The sequence below is a fragment of the Neorhizobium sp. PAMB6716 genome (genome assembly GCF_058242805.1).
Genome location: NZ_JBZAYW010000002.1, coordinates 1061080 through 1082724, shown reverse-complemented (window position 1 = coordinate 1082724; position 21645 = coordinate 1061080). Strand labels below are relative to the sequence as shown.

Sequence of the window (21645 nt, the reverse complement as noted above, 5' to 3'; positions counted from 1 at the left end):
GATCTGAACTTACTGTTGACACAAATAACAAATGTACGCAATCAATGGCGCATCAAGGAGGATGTGTCCATGCCAACCAATGTTGCCCTAACCGGGCTTGCCCGCGATTTATCCGTACGGGCTCAAACTGGAAAACCCGTTCGGATCGGTCTTGTCGGTGCTGGAGAGATGGGAACCGATATTGTCAGTCGCGTCGCGCATATGCAGGGCATTGTGGTCGGTGCGATCAGTGAGGTGCGGGCAGGCGCTGCCGAGCGATCGGTGCAGATTGCTTATGGTACGGATGATCGTTCGCGACGCGTGGCAAGTGCCGATGCTGCCAATGCCGCGATGGAAGCCGGACTGATTGCCGTCACCGACGATATGGCTGTGCTGCTGAACGCGGGATTGATCGATGTCGTGGTCGATGCGACCGGCATTCCGGCCATCGGCGCACAGGTAGGCCTTTCTGCCATGCAGGCGGGCAAACATCTGGTGATGATGAATGTCGAGGCGGATGTAACGATTGGCGCATACCTGCGCGCAGAAGCCGAAAAGCTCGGTGTCGTCTATTCGCTGGGCGCAGGCGACGAACCTTCCAGTTGCATGGAACTGATCGAATTCGTCAGCGCCATGGGCCATCGCATCATTTCCGCAGGCAAGGGCAAGAACAACCCTCTCAATATCGACGCGACGCCGGATCTCTATGCCGAGGAAGCACACCGGCGCAACATGAACCCGCGGATGCTGGTGGAGTTTGTCGATGGATCGAAAACCATGGTGGAAATGGCAGCCATTGCCAATGCCACCGGTCTTCTGCCCGACAGACCCGGCATGCATGGCCCGGCCTGTTCACGCGATGAGCTGAGCAAGGTTCTGGTGCCGCAGTCCGCCGGCGGCGTCCTGTCTTCCAGCGAAGGCTGCGTTGATTTTTCGATCGGCAAGGGTGTCGCGCCTGGAGTCTTCGTCGTGGCGGAGATGGACCATCCGCGCATCCGCGAACGCATGGAAGATCTAAAGATGGGAACGGGTCCCTACTTCACCTTCTTCCGCCCTTATCACCTCACATCGCTTGAAGTGCCGCTGACCTGCGCGCGCGCCGTGCTTTACGGCAAGGCCGATATGGTGCCGATGGCACGCCCGGTGGCCGAAGTGTGTGCCGTGGCCAAACGGGACCTGCAACCGGGCGAAACGCTCGATCAGATCGGCGAATATTGCTACCGCGCCTGGATCATGACGGCGAGCGAAGCGCGCGCCGCAAATGCAGTGCCTTGCGGCCTGCTGTCTGGCGCACACACAACGGCGCCGGTGAAGAAAGGGGAATTGCTCACGTCCCTCAACACCGCGGTGCCGGCCGATAGCCCGATTGCCATGCTGCGCGCCCGCCAGGATGCGATGCTGGAGAGCCTGAAATGAGCATGACAGACAATCGCCCCTTTGCCATCCGTACCTATTCGCCGGAGCAGTTGAAGCAGGCGCTGAAGCGGATGTATCTGATCCGCCGCTTTGAGGAAGGCGCCGAGCAGAGCTACATGCGCGGGCTTATTCACGGCACGATGCATCTTTCCATCGGCCAGGAGGCCAGCGCCGTTGCCAGCTGCATCGAACTGACGGATGCGGACAAGATCACCTCCACCCATCGCGGTCACGGCCACTGCATCGCCAAAGGTGCGGATGTCGGGCGCATGTTTGCGGAATTCTTCGGCAAGGAAACCGGTTATTGCCACGGTCGCGGCGGTTCCATGCACATTGCGGATGTGCGCACCGGCAATCTTGGCGCAAACGGCATCGTCGGCGGCGGGCTACCGATTGCTGTGGGTGCTGCCCTCTCGGCCAAGCGCCTTGGGCGCAAGGATGTGACGCTGTGCTTCTTCGGGGATGGCGCAAACAACGAAGGGGCCTTCCATGAGGCGCTGAACATGGCGGCCATCTGGGCGCTGCCGGTCGTCTTCATCTGCGAAAACAACCACTACGGCATGTCGACGTCAGTCGAAAGATCAACCGCCGTGCGCCAGATTTCCCAGCGCGCCGCGGCCTATTCCATGCCGGGGGTGACGGTGGACGGCAATGATTTTTCCGCTGTCGCAGAAGCTGTGCATGACGCAATCGCCCGCGCAAGGGAGGGCGGTGGCCCAAGCCTCATCGAAAACCTCACCTATCGCTGGCGCGGCCACTCGAAATCCGACCGCAACCGCTATCGCACCAAGGACGAAATCGAAGCCTGGATGGCGCGCGATCCCATCGCCCGTTTCCAGGCGGAACTGATGACCCACGGCATTCTGGACGAGGCCGAAGCCACGGCCATCGCTGACGCCGCAATCAGCGACGTGGAGCAGGGGATCGAATTTGCCCGGGGCAGCGCTGCCCCGGCCATCGGCGAAGTGACCCGCTATGTATATGCAGAGGCCTGATATGGACGCGACGGTACAGGAAACCTCCACCCGGACACTGTCCTATTCCGAAGCCATCCGCGAGGCCATGGTGATTGCCATGGAGGCGGACCCGACGGTTATTTTGATGGGCGAGGATATCGGCGTTTATGGCGGCGCATTTCAGGTGACGCTCGATCTCGTAGACCAGTTCGGCCCCGACCGTGTAATGGATACGCCGATTTCCGAACTGGGTGGCGCAGGCGTGGCCGTGGGTGCAGCGCTCACCGGTCTGAAGCCGATCTTCGAGTTCCAGTTCTCCGATTTCGCCACCCTCGCCATGGAACAGATCGTCAACCAAGCTGCCAAGCTACGCTATATGCTGGGCGGCGAGGCGTCCGTGCCGGTGGTGTTTCGCATGCCGGCCGGCTCCGGCACGGGTGCTGCGGCCCAGCACAGCCAGAGCCTGGAAGCCTGGTTCGGTCATGTTCCGGGCCTCAAGGTTATCCAGCCTTCCACGCCGGAGGATGCCAAGGGAATGCTTCTGGCAGCACTTGCCGATCCGGACCCTGTCCTCGTGTTCGAACACAAGCTGCTGTACAAGATGAAGGGCGAAGTTCCGGCGGGCTATTACATCACGCCCATCGGCAAGGCCGCCATTCGCCGTGCGGGCAGCGATCTCACGATTGTTGCCGCTTCCATCATGGTGCATCGCGCGCTGGAGGCGGCCGTTCAGCTGGCCGCGGAAGGCGTGAGTGCGGAAGTCATCGACCTTCGCTCCATCCGTCCCATTGATCACGAGACCATTCTGGCCTCCGTACGCAAGACAGGACGCCTGCTGATCGTCTACGAAGGGGTGAAGAGCTACGGAATCGGCGCGGAAATCAGCGCCATGGTGGCCGAAAGCGATGCTTTCGATTTCCTTGATGCGCCGATCCTGCGTCTGGGCGGAGCGGAAGCGCCCATTCCCTATAACCCCGATCTGGAGCGTGCAGCCGTTCCGCAGGTCGAGACGATCCTGTCTGCGGCGCAGCGCCTGGCGCGCCGGGAGGTCTGACATGCCTGTGGAAGTGATCCTGCCCAAAGTCGATATGGATATGACCCATGGCACGCTGGCCGTATGGCATGTGAAGCCTGGCGATGTGGTGCAAAAGGGGGCCGCTCTTTTCGACATCGAGACGGACAAGGCCGCCATGGAGGTGGAAGCACCGGCCACGGGTAGCCTTCAGCACGTGACGGCGGCACCGGGCACGAAAGTGCCGGTCGGCTCCGTGATTGCCTGGATTTACGCGCAAGGCGAAGCCGTCGATACGCCGCCGCCCGCTGCTGCACCGGTTGCCGGAATGGCTGAGGACGTGGTGACTGCGCCAGAGGCCGAAACGCCGGCGCCTGCCCTGATGCCCGCGATCCAAAGCAGCGATGCGCCGAGCGCGAGAGAATTGCGAGCGACGCCTGCGGCCCGCCATGCCGCGCGAACGGCTGACCTAGACCTGCCGGATGTTACCGGCAGCGGTCCCCGCGGGCGGATCCAGAAGGAGGACGTGGACAATCATCTCACTCTTCGCCGCAGCGCGGCGCCGTCACAACCTGCCGTCGGCTGGGTGCCGGAAGGCGGTCCGCTCGCCGTCACGCGGCGCGCTGGCAAAGGCATGCCGCTTGTTCTCCTGCATGGTTTTGCCGCCGACAGCAGCGGCTGGCTGCCTCTTGAAAAGGCCCTATCATCGGAGAGGGCGCTGATCCGCATCGATCTGCCGGGGCACGGCCGCTCACCAAAGCGGAAGATCCGCGACTTCGCCCATCTGGCGCGCATGGTGCTGGATGCCTTCGACGAGGCAACACGCAGCGTCGATGCGGTTCATCTTCTCGGCCACTCGCTGGGCGGCGCCCTGGCCGCCGCAATCGCGGATATCCGCGCGCCGCGTATCCTCAGCCTGACGGCGATCGCACCGGCAGGCCTCGGGCCTGATATCAATGGCGCCGCACTCGCCGGGATTGCGCGTGCCACCCGTGTCGAAAGCCTCTATCCTTGGCTGCGCCAGCTTGCCGGCAATCCTGACCTGATCGGTGAGGATTATGCGAAGGCTGCCATGCGCGGCCGTGCCGATCCGGGTTTGCGGGCCTGCCAAATGGACATGGCGGAGTTGCTTTTCCCGGATGGCGTGCAGGCTTTTGATCTGCGGCCCGCCTTTAGCCGTCTTTCCATGCCGACCTCGATCATCTGGGGGCGACGGGACGCGGTGACGCCATTCCGCCATGCCTTGACGGTTGACGCTGATTTAGCACTTCATTTCCTGCACGGTATCGGGCATATCCCACACTTCGAATGCCCGGAGCGCATGGCAAAGATCGTCGAAAGACAATTTGCAGCTGCAGAAGCTCTGGGTTGAGCCACATCACCAGGAGTGTTGCGGATGCAGGAGGTGATCAGGCCGACGGGGGCGCAGAGCGAAGCCGACCGCCTGCGGGCCAAGGCCGTCTGGCTTTACCATGTGGAAGGCAAGACCCAGAACGAGGTTGCCGCCATGCTGGGCATCAACCGGATCATGGTGGTGCGCGCCCTGGCAGAGGCGCGGCGGCGAAACGAGGTGCGCGTCACCATCTCCTCGCCGCTCGCGGAACTGACCGAACTGGAGCGCAAGCTGGAAACCGGCTACGGGATCAACCGGGTGATCGTCGCACCGTTCGATGATCCGCAGGCCGATCCCGTCAAGGTGATTGCGGCTGCGGCCGGCGGCTTCATTTCGAGCCTGATGAAAGCCGGCATGTCCGTTGGTGTCGGCTGGGGCCAGACACTCTACAACACGCTGCCCTTCATCCTGGGAGGCGCACTCGACGATTTTCGCGTTGTCTCGCTGCTTGGCGGTATCGCGGCTGCCCGGCGCTTCAATCCGGCAGAGTTTGCCTGGCAATTCGCTGAGTTATTTCAGGGCGAGGGGTTTTTGATCCCGGCGCCCGCAGTGGTCGACAGTCCGGAGACAAAACATGCCCTTCTCGAGCGCTGTGGCCTCGCCGCGATCTTCGAGATGGCCGACAAGCTCGATGTGGCCCTGCTGTCGGTGGGCGGCATTTCCACGCTGACGACAAGCTACCGTGCGGGCTATATCTCCGAATCCGACCGGCGCTCCCTGGTGGAGGCCGGTGCAGTAGGTGACGTGCTCTACAACTTCATCAACGAGAAGGGCGAGATCGTCGACCATGAGGTGAATTCCCGCGTCGTCTCCGCCAGTCTTTCCCGCCTGCAACGCACGCCGGAACGGGTCCTCATTTCAGGCGGCAAGGAAAAGATTCAGGCATTGCGCGGCGCTATCCGCATCGTCTGCCCGACCACCTTCATCACCGATGAGCAGACGGCCCGAGCCCTGATTGGGGAGGGCGGGCAAGGGCAAGCCTGACAGTTGCCCTGCCTCACAGCCTCCCACAACAATCGGGAGGCTGGTCTGCCCGTTATCCCCTCACATAACCGGGGACGGCGCTTTTCATCTTGAGGATAGAGGCCGGCGACATGCTGAGTTCGCTCACGCCTGCCGCAATGAACTGCTGCGCGACCCCGGGGTCCCCCGCCGCTTCCCCGCAGAGACCGACCCATATGCCGGCCTGTTCTGCGGCCTTGCAGACCATGCGGATCGCCTGCAGGACGGCGGGTTGGTCCACCCGGCAGAGACCTGCCACGCCAGGGTTCAGCCGGTCCGCCGCCATCACATATTGTGTGAGGTCATTGGTCCCGATCGAGAAGAACTGCACCTTGCGGGCAAGAGCCTCGGCAGCGAATACGGCTGCCGGCGTCTCGACCATAATGCCGAGCACGAAATCTCCGAATTGCCTGCCTTCTTCGGCAAGCTCCCTGCGGCAGAGGTCGATCACGGCACCGGCCGCATCGATTTCGTTTGCCTCTGCCACCATCGGCAGCATCACGTGCAACCTGCCGAAGGGGGCCGCCCTCAACAGAGCCCTGAGTTGCGGCTTGAACAGATCCGGCCGCTTCAGGCACAAGCGAATGCCGCGCACGCCCAGAAAAGGGTTTTCCTCGCGTGTGAGGGAAAGGCTGCGCACCGGCTTGTCGGCGCCGATATCGAGCGTCCGGATAACCACAGGATGATCCGGGAAGGCAAGCAGCAGGCGTTTATAGACCTCCAGTTGCTCCTCCTCATCCGGCAGGTCGTTTCTGTTCATGAACAGGAATTCGGTTCGAAATAGCCCGACACCCATCGCGCCGGACGCCTGCGCTTGAAGAATTTCCTCCACGGAACCAAGATTGGCGGCAATGGTGATGGCAACGCCATCGGCAGTTTGCGGCGCAACGCCGGCCCATGCCTGCAACGCCTGCGCTTCGCTTCTGGCCGTTTTGAGCCGCTGAAGAATGTTAGCGCGGGTGAGCGCATCCGGATCCGGAAAGACCGTTCCGCTGTCTCCATCAAGCGCAATGTCAACGGCATTGCCGAGGCAGCCGTGCGGATCCTCAACGCCGAAGACGGCGGGCACGCCTGCCGCCCTCGCCAGAATGGCGGCATGGCTGGAGGCCGAGCCATGACGGGCGACAAGTCCGCCGAGCCGCGCAAGATCGGCTCCGCCTGCTTCCGCGGCACTGATTTCATCGGCGATCAGCACGCTGCCCGCCGGGACGTCGGCAAGGCTCACCGGCTTTTTGCCCTGCAAGCGCAGCGCCGTGAGCCGCGCAAGGCTTGCAATATCTTCCGAGCGGGCACGGGCATAGGCATCATCGAGCCCAGACAGTTCGGCAGCAAGCTCGGCTCCGGCGGCCAGAACGGCCGCGCCGGCGCTTTGTCCGCCGCGGATCAGGGTTTCGATGCGGGAAAGCCATTCAGCATCGTCCGACAATTCGGCAATGGCATTCAGAACGTCTGCCGTGCCGCGACGGCCGGCCATCGTCGCCTGTTGGCGAAGCTCCCGGCAGACATGCTGCGTGGCGTCCCGCGCCGCGGAGATTTCCGTGTTGAGATCGACCATTACCGGCAAAAAGGGGTCCAGAACCGGTTGCCGGAAGTGAAATGCCGGGCCTATCGCGGCGCCTGAACCTCCTGCAATGCCCTTCAGGGCATTTGCGGCAGGTGCAATGTCCGCCGTGTTGCCCGGCACAGTCGCGTCCGGATCGGGTGAGGTTTCCGGTCGCGCCGCGTGGTGCGGCGCCGTGTGGTTGCCCTGTCGCGCTTCCAGAAAACCGGCGATATCTTCCACGGCACGGTCGGCATCGTCGCCAATCGCCCTGATGGTAACGTCGGCCCCTTCCTTCAGGCTCAGCAGAATGAGCTTGAAGGACGAGCGTGTCGTGGCCGACTGCCCCTGATGTTCGAGGAAAAGCTCGCTGTTATAGCCCTTCGAGAGCTTGACGATTTCTGCGGCGGGCCGGGCATGGATGCCACCCGGAACCGACACACGAACGGCGCGCTGGATTTCCATGTGCTCTCCTTCTGTCTCAGGCCCGCAGGATATCGGCAATCCTGTCGATTTCGGCGTCGCGACCGATGCCCGTCAGAAAGGCGAGCGTGACGATGGCCGGTTTCGGCAGGTTGGGCGGCAGTGGCGTCGTGGACACGATCAGATCGACGCCATCCAGCAGGCTGCGCACTTCGGTCGCCTTGCACTGGCGGGTCTCAACGTCAATTCCACGATCGCCCATCGCTTCGGCAATGGCTGCGGCAACGACGGTGGATGTGGCAACGGCAGTGCCGCAGGCAACGAGGACTGTTTTCTTGGCCATGGTAGTCTCAACCTCCCAGTTTGAGATGACGATCGATGTCAGCGTAGATCTGACCGCTTTCTGTCGCTTCGCATAGAGACTGAAGCGTTTTATTGTCCTGAATGAGCCGGCCTATGGCCGACAGCATCTCAAGCTGTTCTTCCTTGTTGCGCAGGGCCAGCATGAAAACCAGGCGAACGGGCAGTTCCTTGTCCGGGTCATCCATGCTGCGGAAGGTCACCGGCTCCCGCAGCGTTGCCACCGCAGCACCCGAGGCGATGACATGGTGCGGATCCGTGTGGGGTACGGCAACCGCCAAACCGTCTTCCAGCGGCAGTCCGGTCGGCATCTCCAGCTCGCGTTGTTCGACCGCATGGCGATAACTGGGGTGAACCTTGCCGCGGCGCAGAAGATGATCGGCCAATTGACCGATCACTTCGCTGGAGCTTCGTAACGTCAGTCCGGTGAAAATGTCTTCCCTGGAGAGGAAGTTCGTCGCGTTTGCACTGTCTGTCATGCAGATACCCTGCTGCCTTTGGATGGGGCGGTCTTATCCGGGCTGGCCGATGCGAGCGCTTCCATGGTGGCGGCGCGAGCCTTGAGCAGCCAGATGCAAATGCCGATCACGGCCGCGATGGCAGGCACAGCCAGCCAGCCGAAGCCGCTGAACAGCTTCACCACGACCCAGCCGATCCACACGAAACCATCCCCGATGGCCGTGATCTGGCTGGCATTGGCCGGCATCTTGAAGCCGGCACTATCAGCTGCCGACGTGAACAAGGGCGCAAGAGAGCCTGCAATGTAGAAGCCGATCGTCAGCGTGATCGTGCCGATAATGACCATGCGCAGGACATTGCCCCGCACGATGGGCGCTGCCAGCGCCACCACGAACGGGATAACCGCCAGATCGGCAAACAGAATGACGCGATTGCCGGGCAGGATGATCGAGAGAATAATGGCGATCGGAACCAGGAGCAAAGCCGACGAGATGGCCGCCGGGTGGCCGATCAGGATCGCTGAATCGAGGCCGATATTGATCTGCCGGTCGCCAGCGCGCTTGCGCACGAAATCACGCGCCGCCTCCGAAACCGGTATCAGCCCTTCCATCAGAATCTTGACCATGCGGGGAAGCAGCAACATCACGGCTGCAAGGTTGATGCCGGCCTTCAGCACCTTGGCCGTCATGGCCGGAATATCCGCCGGGTTCCAGAAGCCGACAAGGCCCAGAACGAGACCGATGATCAGCCCGAGGATCACGGGCTCGCCGGCAACGCCCAACCGCTTCTGGATGTGATCGGTGGACAGATCAATGTCACGCAGGCCCGGAATACGCTCTATCAGCCAGTTGGTCAGGATAGCGATGGGCAGGATCTGCGCCGACAGCAGGTGCGGCACAGAAACGCCTGGAAGACCATAGAATTCCTGCACCGATTTCGCGCTCCAGTCCGCAAAGAACAGGGACAGTGCTGCCATGAGGGCAGCGGCCGCAAGCCCGTAGGGCAGGGAGCCGGTCGCCGCAGTCACCAGCGAGCCCACAAAAGCAAAGTGCCAGAAATTCCACACATCGACATTCAAGGTGCGCGTCCAGCCGAGCAGAAGCAGGCCGACGTTGACTGCAATGCCAATCGGGATAACCCAGAGACCGACCTGCGAGCCGAAGGCAATGGCGGCCGACGACGGCCAGCCAACGTCGACGACGTCGCGGGTGACCCCTGTATTCGTGGCAATCGCCTGCGCGACGTCACTGAGGTTCGTCCACATCAGCCCGATGACCAGATTGATGCCGATGAAGGCGACCCCGATGGTGACACCGGCGCGGAAGGCCTTGCCGGGTTTGGCACCCAGGACAAGGCCGATGATGAAGATCATGATGGGCAGGAGCACGGTCGCTCCCAAATCGTCAATAACGGCCTTCAGGCCGCTCAAGAATGCGTCCACGTTTTCCTCCCTCACGTGAATGACCGTCAACACCTGCATCCACTCCCCTGGATGCACTTTTGTTCGTCGACGATCATATTGTTCAGTTCGGCAACCTGTGTCAAGTGTGCATTAACTGCGCAAATGTGCAATCGATTTGGTTTGCGGGCAAAGTTGCGGCATACTGGCGCCAAGGGGACTCAGCAAGGAACGGAAGCGATGTCGCGCATACGCTCGGACGATCATGACCTGCAGGTAATGGCTGCCTGGCTCTATTACGTTCATGGGCTGGGGCAGGAAGAAGTAGCCCGTCGACTGGAAGTGTCGCGGACCAAGGTCGTGCGGATGCTGTCTGCGGCGCGCGAAAGCGGCCTCGTCAAGATCAGCCTCGAACACCAGATGGCCGAAACGCTTGCGCTGGGAGACTGGATCGCCGCCACCTACAACCTTGCCCGCTGCATTCTAACCCCGCCAGCCGACGCCGCCAATCCGGAAGATCCGCTGCTTGATCCCCAGCGCAAGGATGCGGTCGGCATTGCTGCGGCGAATTATGTCAGCCGGCGCATCCTCAACACGCGCAATGTTTCGGTCGGGGTCGGCGGTGGTACGACGGTTCGCCGCACGATCGAGGCGATGCGCATGTTGTCGAAGCCGGACTCCCGCATCGTTGCACTGATGGGGGCATCGCACAATGACGACGGAACCAGCGCCTATTCGCTCAGCCTGGAAATGGCAGAGATTGTCGGCGGAAGCGCCCGCACGCTGCCCATCCCTTTCGTCCTTGGCCTTGCAGAAACCTGCGCCGCGCTGAAGGCCGATTCCTATATTCGCCCGATCCTTGCCGAGATGGCCTCCACGGATTTCAACGTCATTTCCTGCGGCAGCTGTGAAGAAACCGGCAGCTTCTTTCTTGCGTCCGGCATTTCCGCAGGCGAACTGAAGGATGCGCGCCAGGTGGGAGCCGTCTGCGAAGTGGCCGGACATTTTCTGAAATCAGATGGATCACGCGCCGATACCGGTTTGAATGACCGACATACCGGCATAGAGTTTGCAGACCTGCAGAAGGCGGATAATGTGGTCGTGGCAGCCGGGATGGCCAAGACGAAGCCGTTGCTCGCCCTCTTGAAGGCTGGCATCGCCAACACGCTTGTGATCGACCACAGCATAGCAGCCGGTCTGGTTGCCGAACGCCCAAAAAGCGCGGAACCGCCGCCGGGTTAGAGCTGGGCGTCTAGCCGCTCCTTTCGAAGGGTGAAAGACTGAAGCCGCCCAAAGGAGCCGACACGCTGTTCCCTGCACTTGTTTGATGCCCATCGCCGCCAATTGTGCCGCATGCTGGACATCGATTAATCCGAAGCGTTAAACTCGCGCCCTGATTAAATGTGATGCCGAATAATGAATATGCTAGATCCGCAGCCAAGGGCCGAGCTTCGTGAAGACAGGGGCGAGGACAAGATCCATTCCAATCCGGCACGCCTTGGCGCACGGCTGAAATTGTCGCGCCAATCGCGCGGGATGACGCTGAAGGCGCTGTCGCTCGCGGCGGAATGTTCGGAAAGCCTGCTCTCCAAGATCGAAAACGGCAAGGCATCGCCCTCGCTTCCCATGCTGCACCGGCTTGTCGGCGTGCTCGGAACAAATATCGGCTGGATGTTTGAGGAAACCGATGGTGACGAAGGTATCGTGTTTCGTGCCGGCACGCGGCCGTTGATCGCGCTTGATCCGCTGCGCCGCGGCGAGGGCATTTCGCTGGAGCGGGTCATTCCCTATTCGGCCGGGCATCTTCTGCAGTGCAATATCCACCATATCGAGGCGGGCGGGCAGAGCAAGGAACCGATCCGCCATGTGGGCGAGGAAGTGGGTTATGTGCTCGCTGGCGAAATCGAACTGATGGTGGATGAGCGCACCTATCGCATTGGTGCCGGCGATACATTCGTGTTCAATTCCGAGCGGCCACACTGGTATCGCAATGTCGGAACGGAGCGGGCGAGCATCTTCTGGGTCAACACGCCGGCAACGTTTTGAGCAGGTTTTTCAGCTGCCCGAAAACCATGCAGGCCGTCATTCAAGTCTCTTGACATTCATTCAAGTTACTTGAATACTTCCCCTCGTGAATTCGTGACGAGCCCTGAACGGGCCGCAACAAGGGGAACTTCCATGCGTCTTACGAAATATCTTTTGAGTTGCGCCGTGGCCGCCACCATCTCGGCGGGTTTTGGGGCAGGGGCAGCGCTGGCCGATACGTTCGCGCTGGTCACGATCAACCAGCAGGCGCTGTTTTTCAACCAGATCAATGATGGCGCAAAGGCCGCCGCCAAGGCTGCCAATGCAGACCTCGTGATCTTCAACGCCAACAACGTGCCCGCAGCCCAGAACGACGCCATCGAGAACTACATCACCCAGAAGGTCGACGGCATCATTCTCGTCGCCATCGATGTCAATGGTGTGAAGCCTGCCATCACGGCGGCAAAGAAGGCCGGCATTCCCGTCATCGCCATCGACGCGCAGATCCCTGATGGCGACAACGTCGCCTTCGTCGGCGTCGACAACACCAAGGCCGGCGAAGAGATCGGCACGTTCTTCTCCGATTACGTCAAGGGCAGCATGGGCGGCGCGGCAAAGGTCGGCGTCGTCGGCGCGCTCAACTCCTTCATCCAGAACCAGCGTCTCGATGGCTTCAAGTCGGCGGTCAAGGCCGGCGGCCAGAAAGTGACCTTCCTCGACACGGTCGATGGCCAGAACGTGCAGGACGTGGCGCTGAGCGCTGCCGAAAACCTGATGACGGCCAACCCCGACATGTCGGCGCTTTACGCGACCGGCGAACCGGCTCTTCTCGGCGCCGTCTCCGCCGTTGCGAGCCAGGGCCGCACCGACAGCATCAAGGTGTTCGGCTGGGATCTCACCAAATCCGCCATCGACGGCATCGATCAGGGCTGGGTCACCGCCGTGATCCAGCAGGATCCGGCCGGTGAAGGCAAGGCTGCGGTTGAAGCGCTGGCCAAGCTGAAGAAGGGCGAAAAGGTCGAGCCGATCATCAATGTGCCCGTCACCATCGTCACCAAGAAAAATGTCGATCAGTTCCGCGGCATGTTCAAGTAAGCTCCGCATGAGGTGCCACGGCGGCGATGTTGCCGTGGCACCCCAGTGCTGTTTCCTGTTCCGGCAAGCGTGCAAGGCATGACTGTGATGATCGACACTGACACCTACCGCGTCAGGATGACCGGTATTTCCAAACGTTATGGCACGATGCAGTCGCTTGACGACGCGTCGCTCAGCCTGAAACCCGGCGAAGTGCTGGGTCTGGTCGGCGATAACGGCGCCGGTAAATCCACCCTGAGCAAGGTTCTCTCAGGCGCGGTCATTCCGGACGCCGGAACAATCGAGATCGACGGCAAACCGGTGTCCTTCACGTCGCCGGCGGATGCGCGGGCCGCCCATGTGGAAATGGTCTACCAGGACCTTGCCCTCTGCGACACGGTGGATGTGGCGGGCAATCTCTTTCTCGGCCGCGAGCCGAAATGGCGGCTCGGCGGCATTCCCCTGCTTGATAAGAAAACCATGCATGCCCGCGCCCGCACCATGCTCTCCAACCTTGGCATCGTCATTCCCGATACGCGCATGAAGGTGGAAAACCTCTCAGGCGGGCAGCGCCAGTCGATTGCCATTGGCCGCGCCACCTCGTTCAACCCGTCCGTCCTCATCATGGATGAGCCGACCGCCGCCCTTGCCGTGGCGGAAGTGGAGGCTGTGCTGGAACTGATCCGCACGGTCAGCGCCCAAGGCGTCAGCGTCATCCTGATCACGCACCGTCTGCAGGACCTGTTTCTCGTCTGCGACCGCATCCAGGTGATGTACGAAGGTCGAAACGTGGCCGAACGGCGCATTGAGGACACCAGCATCGAAGAGGTGGTCAATCTGATCGTCGGACGAAAGTTTTCCGCCCGTTCCGCCGGGCGCGCTGCAGATGAAGGCGTTTCCGCATGACCGTGCCGCACTCCCACGCCAACCCCTCGCACCCGCCGCGCCTGCGCAAGGCACGCCTCATCGACCGGGCCATCGCCAATGGCGGCATCGTGTCGATCGCGCTGTTTTTCCTCGTCGTTTGCATCATCTTCAGCGTCTACACGAATGCCTTCCTGACCGCGCCGAACCTCCTCAACATCATCCGCCAGTCGGCGCCGCTGCTGATCGTTGCCGCCGCAATGACCTTTGTCATCACCACCGGCGGCATCGATCTCTCCGTCGGTTCGGTTCTGGCGCTCTCGGCCACGCTGTCGGCGGCATCCCTGCAAGCCGGCATTCCCTGGCCGCTCACCATTCTGCTGATGCTCGGCCTTGGCGCGCTGACGGGTCTCATCCAGGGCTATTTCATCGCCTATGAGCGCATCCCCTCCTTCATCGTCACACTGGCCGGTCTGTCGGTCATCCGGGGGCTCGCCTTGCTCATCACCGGCGGTTATTCCATTCCGGTCGAACCGTCGAGCCCGTTTACCGCAATCGGCCGCGCCTGGATTTTTGGCGTGCCGGCTCCCGCGCTGATTGCCATCGTCATTCTCATTGCCGCCTTCGTTACCTTCAACGAAACGCCGTTCGGTCGTTACGTGACCGGCATCGGTGCCAATGCCGAGGCGGTGAGAAGAGCAGGGGTCAATACCCGCGTCGTCACGCTCTGCGTCTACGTCATCTCCGGCATGGCGGCGGCAACCGCCGGCATCATTCTGGCCGCCCGCCTCGGCTCCGGTTCCTCCAATGCCGGCCAGGGTTTTGAGCTGGATGTGATCGCGGCCGTGGTTCTTGGCGGAACGAGCCTGTTCGGCGGGCGCGGCACTGTCGTCGGCACCGTGCTTGGCGCGCTGACGGTTGCCGTCATCGCCAACGGCCTCATCCTCTCGCACATGTCGCCCTTCTTCACGCCCATCGTGACGGGCCTCATCATTCTCGTTGCCATCTGGCTGAACTTCCGCCTTTTCAAGGGCGGCGCACGGAGCCGTTGATCCATGATGGACCATCTCTTCAAGGACGAACTGCCGCCCCGCCACCCGATCGGCGTGCGCTCGGGCACCGTGATGACGGTGCTCGGACCGGTGCCGATTGCCGACATGGGCGTGACGCTGATGCACGAGCACATCTTTCTCGATGGCGCGACCTCGTGGAAATGCCCGTGCCATCCGGATGAGCGGGCGATTGCCGAACAGCCGGTCAATATCGAGATCATCGGCGAGTTGCGGATGAACCCCTATATGAACCGCGACAATGTTTCGCTGGATGATGGCGACCTCGCTCTGTCCGAGTTGAAGCGGTTTCAGGCGCTCGGCGGCCACACCGTGGTGGAAACCACCAATTTCGGCATTGGCCGCAATGCCGAGCAGTTGAACCGCGTTGCCCGCATGTCCGGCTTGAAGATCGTCATGGGCACCGGCTTTTATCTGGAGCATACCCATCCCGAATGGCTGAAAGCCATGGATCTGGATGCGGTGACGCAGTTCATTGTCGATGATGTCGGCGGTGGCGAAACGCAACCGGCAATCATGGCCGGTATCATCGGCGAGGTCGGCGTCAGCAAGGATTTCACCGCCGAGGAACAGAAGTCGCTGCGCGCGTCGGCGCGTGCCTCGCGCATCACTGGCCTGCCGCTCTCCATCCATCTGCCGGGCTGGGAGCGGCTTGCCCACCGTGTGCTCGACATGATCGAGGAGGAGGGGGCGGATCTGAAGCATACGGTTCTCTGCCACATGAACCCCAGCCACAACGACCTGCCCTACCAGAAGAGCCTGGCCGAACGCGGCGCCTTTCTCGAATACGACATGATCGGCATGGATTATTATTATGCCGACCAGGACGCACAGTCGCCGTCGGACGAGGAAAACGCCCGCGCCATCGCAAGCCTGGTGGAGATGGGCTTTTGCGACCGTCTTCTCCTGTCGCAGGACGTGTTCCTGAAGATCATGCTGACCCGTTATGGAGGCTTCGGTTACGGCTATATCCTGAAGCACTTCCTGCCGCGCCTGAAGCGACACGGCATGACGCAGGAGGCCATAGACCGGATGCTCATCGACAACCCCAAATCCGTGTTTTCCGCCGCGGCCTGACGGCCTGGTACGACCAATTTTGCAGGAGCAGACATGACAAAGAAAAAAGTTCTTCTCGCCGGTGAATCCTGGGTCTCCACCGCTACCCATATCAAGGGTTTTGACCAGTTTCCGACCGTCACCTACCACACCGGCGCCGACGAACTCCTGAAGGCGCTGAAGGCGAGCGAATTCGATGTGACCTTCATGCCCGCCCATGAAGCACAGCGCGATTTTCCGCAGACGCTGGAAGCGCTCGACGAATACGCCGCCATCATCCTCTCCGATATCGGCGCCAACACGCTGCTTCTGCATCCCGATACCTGGATCCATTCCAAGCGCACGCCGAACCGCCTGAAACTCCTGAAGCAGTATGTGGAAAACGGCGGCGCACTTTTGATGTTCGGCGGCTACTACAGCTTCCAGGGCATCAATGGCGGCGCGCGTTTCCACAAGACGCCCATCGAGGAGATCCTGCCCGTCACCTGCCTTTCTGCTGACGACCGCGTTGAGGTGCCGGAAGGTTTTAACCCCGTGGTGACGGCAACGGAGCCGCACCCGATCCTTTCGGGGCTTGGCGCCGACTGGCCTTATCTTCTCGGCTTTAATGAAGTTGTGGCCAAGCCCGATGCGACCGTTCTCGCAACGGTCTCGTCCGAATACGGCGATCTGCCGCTTCTCGTCACCGGCACCTATGGCAAGGGCCGCACGCTCGCCTGGACCTCCGATGTCGGCCCCCACTGGCTGCCGCCGGAATTCATTGCCTGGGATGGCTACAAGACCTTGTTCGAGCAGATGCTGGCCTGGGCCACGGCGAAAGACTGAAGAGACCATGCGCCTTCACGTCGTCGGCAATATCTGCCTTGATACGACCTTCGGACTGTCGCATCTGCCGCAGCCGGGGGAAACCGTCAATGGCAGGCTGACGGCGGAAGGGCTGGGCGGCAAGGGCGCCAATCAGGCGGTCGCAGCCGCCCGCGTCGGCGCCGATATCAGGTTTCATGCCGCCATCGGATCCGATGCAGTTGCCGAACAGCTGATTGAAACGCTGGTGCAAGACCTTTCGGCGCAGGATCTGTTGCGCACAGAAAATGCCACCGACCGCTCGACCATTCTGGTGGATCAGGCGGGCGAAAATGTCGTCATCAGCGCCGTTGACTGCGCTGCCGCCTTCGATCCACGCGCAAATCTTGCTCCCTATTTAAGGGCCGGCGATACGCTGCTGATGCAGGGCAATCTTTCGCTGGAGGTCACGCAAGGCTGCCTTGCCCATGCCAAAAGCTGCGGCCTTTACACGATCTTCAACCCGAGCCCGCTCGGTCAGCAGGTGGACATTAATTTTTCCTCCGTCGACCTGTTGATTGCCAACCGCACGGAAGCGGCGGCACTTGCCGCCACATCTGACATGGCAGCGGCCATTGCAAAACTGGTGCAGCTCGGCGCGGCAGGCGTCATCGTCACGCTCGGCGCAGACGGCTGCCTGGTTCAGGAAACGGCAGACAGCGCACCGCTGCATATTCCGGGGTTGCCGGTCGAAGCACGCGACACGAGCGGGGCAGGCGATTGTTTTGCCGGCACGGTTGCCGGTCTTCTGTCGCTTGGAAAACCGTTGACGCCGGCCATCGCGGTCGCCATGGAGGCGGCAGCCCTTGCCGTGTGCCGGCCCGGAACCGTGGCATCCTTTCCGTCCAGAGCGGAATTTGCCGTCCTTCTCACCAAATTCGAACTGGAACGCCCATGAGTGACACCACGAAATCCATTGGCCAGGTTGCAGGCAATGCCCTGATCGACCTTTTTGGCCGCGACAAGGCCATCATCGGCGTCGTGCATCTGGCGCCTCTTCCCGGTGCGCCGCGTTATGACGGCGAGGCCGTCGAGGCCATTTACCAGCGTGGACTGGACGATGCGCGCGCCTATCTCGGCGGCGGCTGCGATGCCGTGATCATCGAAAACCACGGCGATATTCCCTTTGCCAAGCCCGATGATATCGGCCACGAGACGTCTGCCCTCATGGCTGTCGTCTCCGACCGTATCCGTCGCGAACTTGGCCGCCCGATCGGCATCAACGTGCTCGCCAATGCCGCCATTCCAGCCCTTGCCATCGCAACGGCGTCCGGCGCAGGTTTCGTGCGCGTCAACCAGTGGGCGAACGCCTATGTGGCGAACGAAGGCTTCATCGAGGGCGAGGCGGCGCGCGCCATGCGCTACCGCGCGCATCTGCGGGCCAAGGGCATCCGCATATTTGCCGATGCACATGTCAAGCACGGCGCCCATGCCATCGTCTCCGACCGTCCGGTCGAGGAACAGGTGAAGGATCTCGTGTTCTTCGATGCCGATGTGGTGATTGCCACCGGCCAGAGAACCGGGCATGCCGCCGATATCGGTTATATCGGCATGATCAGAAAGGCCGCCGGCCTTCCGACGCTGGTTGGCAGCGGCGTGACGCCCGATAACGTCAACGACATTCTCGACGTGGCAGACGGCGTGATCGTTGCCAGCTCGCTGAAATACGACGGTGTCTGGTGGAATGCGGTTGAGCCGCAGCGGGTGAAGGATTTTATCGCAGGCATTCGCCGATGACCCTCACGCCGACAGTCGATGGATCAAGGCTGTTGCGACGCCTTGCACGGTTCGCCTCCATCGGCGCAACGCCGGGCGGCGGTGTCAACCGGCAGGCGCTGAGCATCGAGGATCGCAAAGCGCGCCGGCTTCTGGCGGACCTTGCGGGCGCGCGCGGCTTTCTCGTCTATCAGGATGCGGCGGCAAACCTCTTCATCCAGCGGTCGGGCCGGCAGCCCGATCTTGCGCCGCTTCTCATCGGCAGCCATCTCGACAGCCAGCCGGGTGGCGGAAAATATGACGGCGCACTCGGCACGCTCTCGGCCTTCGAGGTGCTGGAAGCCCTTGAAGATTTAGGCATCACCACCGAGCGGACGGTGGAGGTGGTGGCCTGGACGAACGAGGAAGGCAGCCGCTTTTCCCCCGGCTGCATGGGCTCCATGGCCTTTGTCGCAGCATCGCTGCCCGATGAATGGCATGACATGACCGGCGCCGATGGCGCGTTGTTTTCATCCGAACTGTCCGCCACACTTACCGCCCTGCCCGACGCAGAATTGCGCCCGCTCGGCCATGCCGTCTCCGCCTATGTCGAACTGCACATCGAACAGGGACCGATCCTGGAGCGCAGTGGTGTGGCCATCGGCATCGTGACGGCGGTGCAGGGGACCAAGTGGCTGGACATCTGTTTTACCGGCGAGGCCGCCCATGCCGGAACGACGCCGCTTCCCTATCGACGGGATCCGATGGCAGCGGCCGTGCAGGCCATGGCGGCGCTGCAGGCATCGGTGATGCAAGGCGATGCGCTGGCGCGCCTCACCGTCGGCCGCATCGCCGTCGAGCCGGGCTCGATCAATGTCATTCCGCGCGAAGTCCGCTTTACCGTCGATATCCGCCATCCGGAGGCCGACAAACTTCAAGCCATGCTGCAGGTGGTGAACGCCCACTGCACGACGGCAGCGCAAGAGCAGGGTTGCACCGTGACCCTGACCCAACGCTTCGACATGCCGCCCGGCCGTTTCGACGAGGGCGTGATCGAGGCTATCTTGCAAGCCTGCGAAAGCTGCGGCATCACCTCCATACCGATGGTATCGGGCGCGTTTCACGATGCCCTATTTCTTGCGCGCGTCGCCCCATCCGCCATGATCTTCGTGCCCTGCCGGGATGGCATCAGCCACAATGAAGCGGAATTTGTGCCCGACGAAAACGTCATCCTCGGCGCCACGGCCCTGTTGCATTCCACCCTTCGCCTGAGTGCTGCATGCGCACCTGGACAGGGCTTTTCGCAAATAGGGGCAACAGATGCCGGGCCCTGCTGAGGGTCTTTCGGGCAGTGAGAATTACACAACCGGCAGAGAAGCAAGCAGGGTGAACCGATGGCCCGCTTGGCCGATTGCCACTCGTCGGTTGTGCGTCTGATTGGCGCTGGCGCTTTTCTGTTTTCCCCGACAGTTCACCTCGGTGCGCACGCCCGCGCTCCTCGTACCAGCCTTCCCGGTCGTCCGGGCCGATCTGGGTGGCGCGGTCAGCAAGAGGTGGTCGGGTGCCGGCACCGCTGCACAGCCGACAACCGGAATATGACGTCGCGTAGAAGACAGTCTTTCGCCATAGATCACTCACAGTCATTGCCCGTTGCCAAAACGGCAATTGGTTTTGCGAACATCGGCACTTCTTTGCAACGCCCCCATCTGCAATAACCAAGGGGCAGCTGCGGAGGTCGGACGCATGGCCTATGTCATTACGGATCCCTGTATCGATGTGAAGGACGGCGACTGCACGACGGCCTGTCCGGTGGATTGCATCTATGAAGGTGGACGGTCCTTCTACATTCATCCGGATGAATGCATCAATTGCGGCCTGTGCCTGTCGGTCTGTCCCGTCGATGCCATTCTCTTCGACGAGGACATAGCCGGGCACAAGCAGGCCTACATCGCGGCAAACCGCGAATTTTTCGGCCCTGATGTCACCGGGTGGGGAGCGCCGGGCGGCTGGGAGCGAGGGCAGGCAAGTCCGTTGGACCACCCGCTCATGGCAGCCTTTCCAGTGCGCAAGGCGACGACCATGACTGCCGGATAATAACCTGTCGCGGACGCCGCGGCATGTGCCGTCACACGGTGCGTTTGGCGAGAGCTGTTGCAATCTTCAGGCTGAATTTTTCAAGGCCCTCGCTCAGGAAGTCCACCATCGTATTGGCGGCATGAGTCAGCTTGCGATGGCGCGGCACGACAACGCCGACCTGCAGGTCTTTCAGGCGCGAACCGGCAATAGAGAGGGCGACGACCTCGCCTGCTTCCAGTTCCTGCAACAGGCCAAGAGGCGTGAAGAAGGCGACGCCGGCACCAGAAAGGATCAGCGGTTTCAGCATCATCTGGCTGTTGGTCGACACGAAGCTGCGACCGTTGCGCTCCAGCGCGCCCAGTTCGATCGAGATCATCGAACTCATGACATCGTTGTTGAGCTGCAGGAGAAGATTGAACTGGGCGCATTCCTGCAGGCTGACGGTCTTTTGTCGTGCCAGCGGGTGATGTCTGGCAACGATGGCCATCAACGGCATGCTGACGCCCCGCACCATCGCGACATCGGCAGGACGATCGACATCGAACGTGATACCGATATCCACGTCGCCCTCGGCCAGACGCTGGTAGATATTGTAGCTTTCGGCGCGGATGCGGAAATCCACGGCGGGATGGCGGCGGTGAAACTCGGCCACCTGTTCGGGGAGGAACTGCACGGCAAGACTGTCGAGGCATGCAATATGCACGCGGCCGGTCTTCTTGCCCTTGAGGTCGCCGAGATCTCCCTTCATCACGTCATAGCGCTGCAACGTTTCGCGCGCGTGGCGAAGCACCACCTCGCCGGCAGACGTCAGGCGCAACCCATCGGAAAACCGCTCGAACACCGGCGTGCCAAGTTCGTCTTCCAGCTTCTTTATCTGACGGCTGAGGGCAGAGGTTGCCACATGCAATTCCTCCGAAGCCTTGCGGATCGAGCCGGTGCGGGCAATCGTTGCGAAATATTTGAGAATGCTGGCGTGCATCGGGCCTTCCTTGGGGTGTTTCGG

21 protein-coding genes are annotated in these 21645 nt (G+C 61.7%); 16 read left to right on the top strand and 5 right to left on the bottom strand.

Annotation, left to right across the window (positions count from 1 at the left end; all coding sequences use genetic code 11):
* The first annotated feature begins 69 nt into the window (after nt 1–69).
* From AC4CWH_RS23550 to AC4CWH_RS23530, 5 genes are read left to right on the top strand one after another with little or no spacing between them, the layout of a single operon-like run.
* Nucleotides 70–1395, top strand: coding sequence for an NAD(P)H-dependent oxidoreductase (locus AC4CWH_RS23550; protein WP_491285998.1), 1326 nt, complete (start codon nt 70–72; stop codon nt 1393–1395).
* Nucleotides 1392–2390 (top strand): thiamine pyrophosphate-dependent dehydrogenase E1 component subunit alpha, encoded by a 999-nt coding sequence (locus tag AC4CWH_RS23545; protein WP_491285999.1) that lies wholly within the window; start codon nt 1392–1394, stop codon nt 2388–2390. The genes AC4CWH_RS23550 and AC4CWH_RS23545 overlap by 4 nt, the downstream gene beginning before the upstream one ends.
* A gap of 1 nt (nt 2391) precedes the next feature.
* Nucleotides 2392–3405 (top strand): alpha-ketoacid dehydrogenase subunit beta, encoded by a 1014-nt coding sequence (locus AC4CWH_RS23540; protein ID WP_491321678.1) that lies wholly within the window; start codon nt 2392–2394, stop codon nt 3403–3405.
* A 1-nt stretch (nt 3406) separates the two neighbouring features.
* Entirely contained in the window at nt 3407–4735 is a 1329-nt protein-coding gene (locus AC4CWH_RS23535; RefSeq protein WP_491321677.1) for an acetoin dehydrogenase dihydrolipoyllysine-residue acetyltransferase subunit, read from the top strand.
* A gap of 24 nt (nt 4736–4759) precedes the next feature.
* On the top strand, nt 4760–5740 hold the full coding sequence (locus tag AC4CWH_RS23530; RefSeq protein WP_491286002.1) for a sugar-binding transcriptional regulator: 981 nt from the start codon (nt 4760–4762) through the stop codon (nt 5738–5740).
* A 52-nt stretch (nt 5741–5792) separates the two neighbouring features.
* On the opposite strand, the gene ptsP is transcribed toward AC4CWH_RS23530, so the two are convergent.
* From ptsP to AC4CWH_RS23510, 4 genes are read right to left on the bottom strand one after another with little or no spacing between them, the layout of a single operon-like run.
* On the bottom strand, nt 5793–7763 hold the full coding sequence (gene ptsP, locus AC4CWH_RS23525) for a phosphoenolpyruvate--protein phosphotransferase (protein ID WP_491321676.1): 1971 nt from the start codon (nt 7761–7763) through the stop codon (nt 5793–5795).
* Nucleotides 7764–7779: 16 nt separating this feature from the next.
* On the bottom strand, nt 7780–8064 hold the full coding sequence (locus AC4CWH_RS23520; protein ID WP_491286004.1) for a PTS sugar transporter subunit IIB: 285 nt from the start codon (nt 8062–8064) through the stop codon (nt 7780–7782).
* A gap of 7 nt (nt 8065–8071) precedes the next feature.
* Nucleotides 8072–8560, bottom strand: a complete 489-nt coding sequence (locus AC4CWH_RS23515; protein WP_491286005.1) for a PTS sugar transporter subunit IIA — start codon at nt 8558–8560, stop codon at nt 8072–8074.
* Nucleotides 8557–9981 (bottom strand): PTS galactitol transporter subunit IIC, encoded by a 1425-nt coding sequence (locus tag AC4CWH_RS23510; RefSeq protein ID WP_491286006.1) that lies wholly within the window; start codon nt 9979–9981, stop codon nt 8557–8559. The genes AC4CWH_RS23515 and AC4CWH_RS23510 overlap by 4 nt, the downstream gene beginning before the upstream one ends.
* Nucleotides 9982–10179: 198 nt before the next feature.
* Here AC4CWH_RS23510 and AC4CWH_RS23505 point away from each other — a divergent pair, with 198 nt between their 5' ends.
* From AC4CWH_RS23505 to fdxA, 11 genes are all read left to right on the top strand, one after another.
* A complete protein-coding gene (locus AC4CWH_RS23505; protein WP_491286007.1) occupies nt 10180–11181 on the top strand; it encodes a sugar-binding transcriptional regulator in 1002 nt (333 codons plus the stop codon).
* Between the two features lie 294 nt (nt 11182–11475).
* Nucleotides 11476–11985: a helix-turn-helix domain-containing protein gene (locus tag AC4CWH_RS23500; RefSeq protein ID WP_491287781.1), complete on the top strand. Its 510-nt coding sequence runs from the start codon at nt 11476–11478 to the stop codon at nt 11983–11985.
* 132 nt (nt 11986–12117) lie between these two features.
* Nucleotides 12118–13059, top strand: a complete 942-nt coding sequence (locus AC4CWH_RS23495; protein ID WP_491286009.1) for an ABC transporter substrate-binding protein — start codon at nt 12118–12120, stop codon at nt 13057–13059.
* A gap of 87 nt (nt 13060–13146) precedes the next feature.
* On the top strand, nt 13147–13944 hold the full coding sequence (locus AC4CWH_RS23490) for an ATP-binding cassette domain-containing protein (RefSeq protein WP_491286011.1): 798 nt from the start codon (nt 13147–13149) through the stop codon (nt 13942–13944).
* Nucleotides 13941–14954, top strand: a complete 1014-nt coding sequence (locus AC4CWH_RS23485) for an ABC transporter permease (protein WP_491286013.1) — start codon at nt 13941–13943, stop codon at nt 14952–14954. The genes AC4CWH_RS23490 and AC4CWH_RS23485 overlap by 4 nt, the downstream gene beginning before the upstream one ends.
* Nucleotides 14955–14960: 6 nt before the next feature.
* The gene (locus tag AC4CWH_RS23480; protein ID WP_491287783.1) at nt 14961–16049 is read left to right on the top strand and encodes a phosphotriesterase family protein; all 1089 of its coding nucleotides are present in this window, start codon (nt 14961–14963) and stop codon (nt 16047–16049) included.
* A gap of 33 nt (nt 16050–16082) precedes the next feature.
* A complete protein-coding gene (locus AC4CWH_RS23475) occupies nt 16083–16853 on the top strand; it encodes a glutamine amidotransferase (RefSeq protein ID WP_491321675.1) in 771 nt (256 codons plus the stop codon).
* A 7-nt stretch (nt 16854–16860) separates the two neighbouring features.
* Nucleotides 16861–17769: a PfkB family carbohydrate kinase gene (locus tag AC4CWH_RS23470; RefSeq protein WP_491321674.1), complete on the top strand. Its 909-nt coding sequence runs from the start codon at nt 16861–16863 to the stop codon at nt 17767–17769.
* The gene (locus tag AC4CWH_RS23465; RefSeq protein WP_491321673.1) at nt 17766–18608 is read left to right on the top strand and encodes a BtpA/SgcQ family protein; all 843 of its coding nucleotides are present in this window, start codon (nt 17766–17768) and stop codon (nt 18606–18608) included. Before AC4CWH_RS23470 ends, AC4CWH_RS23465 begins: the two co-directional genes overlap by 4 nt.
* A complete protein-coding gene (locus AC4CWH_RS23460) occupies nt 18605–19903 on the top strand; it encodes a Zn-dependent hydrolase (RefSeq protein ID WP_491321672.1) in 1299 nt (432 codons plus the stop codon). Before AC4CWH_RS23465 ends, AC4CWH_RS23460 begins: the two co-directional genes overlap by 4 nt.
* A 406-nt stretch (nt 19904–20309) precedes the next feature.
* Nucleotides 20310–20660, top strand: coding sequence for a ferredoxin (fdxA, locus tag AC4CWH_RS23455; RefSeq protein ID WP_491286024.1), 351 nt, complete (start codon nt 20310–20312; stop codon nt 20658–20660).
* A 31-nt stretch (nt 20661–20691) separates the two neighbouring features.
* Here fdxA and AC4CWH_RS23450 read toward each other — a convergent pair whose 3' ends face one another.
* Nucleotides 20692–21621, bottom strand: a complete 930-nt coding sequence (locus AC4CWH_RS23450) for a LysR family transcriptional regulator (RefSeq protein WP_491286027.1) — start codon at nt 21619–21621, stop codon at nt 20692–20694.
* Between the last annotated feature and the right edge of the window lie 24 nt (nt 21622–21645).

Coding starts and splice junctions, on each gene's coding strand:
- ptsP (WP_491321676.1), bottom strand. CDS start 7,763: ATGGAAATCCAGCGCGCCGTTCGTGTGTCGGTTCCGGGTGGCATCCAT.
- AC4CWH_RS23520 (WP_491286004.1), bottom strand. CDS start 8,064: ATGGCCAAGAAAACAGTCCTCGTTGCCTGCGGCACTGCCGTTGCCACA.
- AC4CWH_RS23540 (WP_491321678.1), top strand. CDS start 2,392: ATGGACGCGACGGTACAGGAAACCTCCACCCGGACACTGTCCTATTCC.
- AC4CWH_RS23505 (WP_491286007.1), top strand. CDS start 10,180: ATGTCGCGCATACGCTCGGACGATCATGACCTGCAGGTAATGGCTGCC.
- AC4CWH_RS23480 (WP_491287783.1), top strand. CDS start 14,961: ATGGACCATCTCTTCAAGGACGAACTGCCGCCCCGCCACCCGATCGGC.
- AC4CWH_RS23490 (WP_491286011.1), top strand. CDS start 13,147: ATGATCGACACTGACACCTACCGCGTCAGGATGACCGGTATTTCCAAA.
- AC4CWH_RS23530 (WP_491286002.1), top strand. CDS start 4,760: ATGCAGGAGGTGATCAGGCCGACGGGGGCGCAGAGCGAAGCCGACCGC.
- AC4CWH_RS23535 (WP_491321677.1), top strand. CDS start 3,407: ATGCCTGTGGAAGTGATCCTGCCCAAAGTCGATATGGATATGACCCAT.
- AC4CWH_RS23475 (WP_491321675.1), top strand. CDS start 16,083: ATGACAAAGAAAAAAGTTCTTCTCGCCGGTGAATCCTGGGTCTCCACC.
- AC4CWH_RS23450 (WP_491286027.1), bottom strand. CDS start 21,621: ATGCACGCCAGCATTCTCAAATATTTCGCAACGATTGCCCGCACCGGC.
- AC4CWH_RS23460 (WP_491321672.1), top strand. CDS start 18,605: ATGACCCTCACGCCGACAGTCGATGGATCAAGGCTGTTGCGACGCCTT.
- AC4CWH_RS23485 (WP_491286013.1), top strand. CDS start 13,941: ATGACCGTGCCGCACTCCCACGCCAACCCCTCGCACCCGCCGCGCCTG.
- AC4CWH_RS23515 (WP_491286005.1), bottom strand. CDS start 8,560: ATGACAGACAGTGCAAACGCGACGAACTTCCTCTCCAGGGAAGACATT.
- AC4CWH_RS23465 (WP_491321673.1), top strand. CDS start 17,766: ATGAGTGACACCACGAAATCCATTGGCCAGGTTGCAGGCAATGCCCTG.
- AC4CWH_RS23470 (WP_491321674.1), top strand. CDS start 16,861: ATGCGCCTTCACGTCGTCGGCAATATCTGCCTTGATACGACCTTCGGA.
- AC4CWH_RS23500 (WP_491287781.1), top strand. CDS start 11,476: ATGACGCTGAAGGCGCTGTCGCTCGCGGCGGAATGTTCGGAAAGCCTG.
- AC4CWH_RS23495 (WP_491286009.1), top strand. CDS start 12,118: ATGCGTCTTACGAAATATCTTTTGAGTTGCGCCGTGGCCGCCACCATC.
- AC4CWH_RS23550 (WP_491285998.1), top strand. CDS start 70: ATGCCAACCAATGTTGCCCTAACCGGGCTTGCCCGCGATTTATCCGTA.
- AC4CWH_RS23545 (WP_491285999.1), top strand. CDS start 1,392: ATGAGCATGACAGACAATCGCCCCTTTGCCATCCGTACCTATTCGCCG.
- fdxA (WP_491286024.1), top strand. CDS start 20,310: ATGGCCTATGTCATTACGGATCCCTGTATCGATGTGAAGGACGGCGAC.